Origin of the sequence: Phocaeicola intestinalis, assembly GCF_014837065.1 — a bacterium.
In the GTDB taxonomy this organism is placed as follows: Bacteria; Bacteroidota; Bacteroidia; order Bacteroidales; family Bacteroidaceae; genus Phocaeicola; species Phocaeicola intestinalis.
Window position 1 is genome coordinate 3,170 of the sequence record NZ_JACSPP010000108.1, and the last position, 1,859, is coordinate 5,028.

Below are 1,859 nucleotides of genomic sequence, written 5' to 3' on the forward strand. Positions count from 1 at the left end.
AGGCTTATGCTTTGTTTCATTGGTTGCTTGTCACATCATGTCACAGATCTCCTTCGTGTGGAGAATAACGGATTCGAACCGTTGACCCCCTGCTTGCAAAGCAGGTGCTCTAGCCAGCTGAGCTAATCCCCCAAGACCGTAGTCCCAGGCAGAGTTGAACTGCCGACCTCCACATTATCAGTGTGGCGCTCTGACCAACTGAGCTATAGGACTGGCATCTTCAAGCCCTGTGCGATTCAACGCCCAAAGAGTCGGATATGTCAGGTACAGGAAACGGGACTGAAAGGAACCACGCAAGAAACATGAGACCGGACGCTCCAGAAAGGAGGTGTTCCAGCCGCACCTTCCGGTACGGCTACCTTGTTACGACTTAGCCCCAATCACCGGTTTTACCCTAGGGCGCCCCTTGCGGTTACGCACTTCAGGTACCCCCGGCTTTCATGGCTTGACGGGCGGTGTGTACAAGGCCCGGGAACGTATTCACCGCGCCATGGCTGATGCGCGATTACTAGCGAATCCAGCTTCGTGGAGCCGGGTTGCAGGCTCCAGTCCGAACTGGGAGGGGATTTCGGGATTCGCGCGCCGTCGCCGGCTGGCTGCCCTCTGTACCCCCCATTGTAACACGTGTGTAGCCCCGGACGTAAGGGCCGTGCTGATTTGACGTCATCCCCACCTTCCTCGCATCTTACGATGGCAGTACCGGCAGAGTACCCAGCATCACCTGATGGCAACTGCCGGAAGGGGTTGCGCTCGTTATGGCACTTAAGCCGACACCTCACGGCACGAGCTGACGACAACCATGCAGCACCTCCGCGCCTGCCTTGCGGCTGCACCGTTTCCGGCACATTCAGGCACAGTTCAAGCCCGGGTAAGGTTCCTCGCGTATCATCGAATTAAACCACATGTTCCTCCGCTTGTGCGGGCCCCCGTCAATTCCTTTGAGTTTCACCGTTGCCGGCGTACTCCCCAGGTGGGACACTTAACGCTTTCGCTTGGCCGCCGACTGTATATCGCCGACAGCGGGTGTCCATCGTTTACCGTGCGGACTACCAGGGTATCTAATCCTGTTTGATACCCGCACCTTCGAGCCTCAACGTCAGTGGCGGGCTGGCATGCTGCCTTCGCAATCGGGGTTCTTCGTGATATCTATGCATTTCACCGCTACACCACGAATTCCGCATGCCGCGACCGTACTCAAGCCCCACAGTTTCAACTGCAATTTTACGGTTGAGCCGCAAACTTTCACAGCTGACTTAAGGGGCCGTCTGCGCTCCCTTTAAACCCAATAAATCCGGATAACGCTCGCATCCTCCGTATTACCGCGGCTGCTGGCACGGAGTTAGCCGATGCTTATTCGCAGGGTACCTGCAATATGCCACGCGTGGCACACTTTATCCCCCTGCAAAAGGAGTTTACAACCCGTAGGGCAGTCATCCTCCACGCTACTTGGCTGGTTCAGGCTCGCGCCCATTGACCAATATTCCTCACTGCTGCCTCCCGTAGGAGTTTGGGCCGTGTCTCAGTCCCAATGTGGGGGGCCTTCCTCTCAGAACCCCTATCCATCGTCGCCTTGGTGGGCCGTTACCCCGCCAACAAGCTAATGGAACGCATCCCCATCGGCGGCCGATAATTCTTTAGTCAGGCTGTCATGGAACTGCCTGACACCATCGGGGATTAATCTTTCTTTCGAAAGGCTGGACCCGAGCCGCCGGAAGGTCGGATACGCGTTACTCACCCGTGCGCCGGTCGCCATCAGGCTTAGCAAGCTAAGCCCATGCTGCCCCTCGACTTGCATGTGTTAGGCCTGTAGCTAGCGTTCATCCTGAGCCAGGATCAAACTCTTCATTGTAAAATATCTT

At 56.5% G+C, this 1,859-nt stretch carries 2 tRNA genes and 1 rRNA gene; all 3 read right to left on the reverse strand.

Features of this window, described 5'->3' with window-relative positions:
- Positions 1-58: 58 nt before the first annotated feature.
- The 3 genes from H9625_RS17040 to H9625_RS17050 all read right to left on the reverse strand — a co-directional run bounded on the left by H9625_RS17040 (position 59) and on the right by H9625_RS17050 (position 1,849).
- A tRNA-Ala gene (locus H9625_RS17040) sits at positions 59-132 on the reverse strand.
- 7 nt (positions 133-139) lie between these two features.
- Positions 140-213: transfer RNA gene (locus H9625_RS17045), tRNA-Ile, on the reverse strand.
- Positions 214-321: 108 nt separating this feature from the next.
- Positions 322-1,849 (reverse strand): 16S ribosomal RNA (locus tag H9625_RS17050).
- Positions 1,850-1,859: the final 10 nt, after the last annotated feature.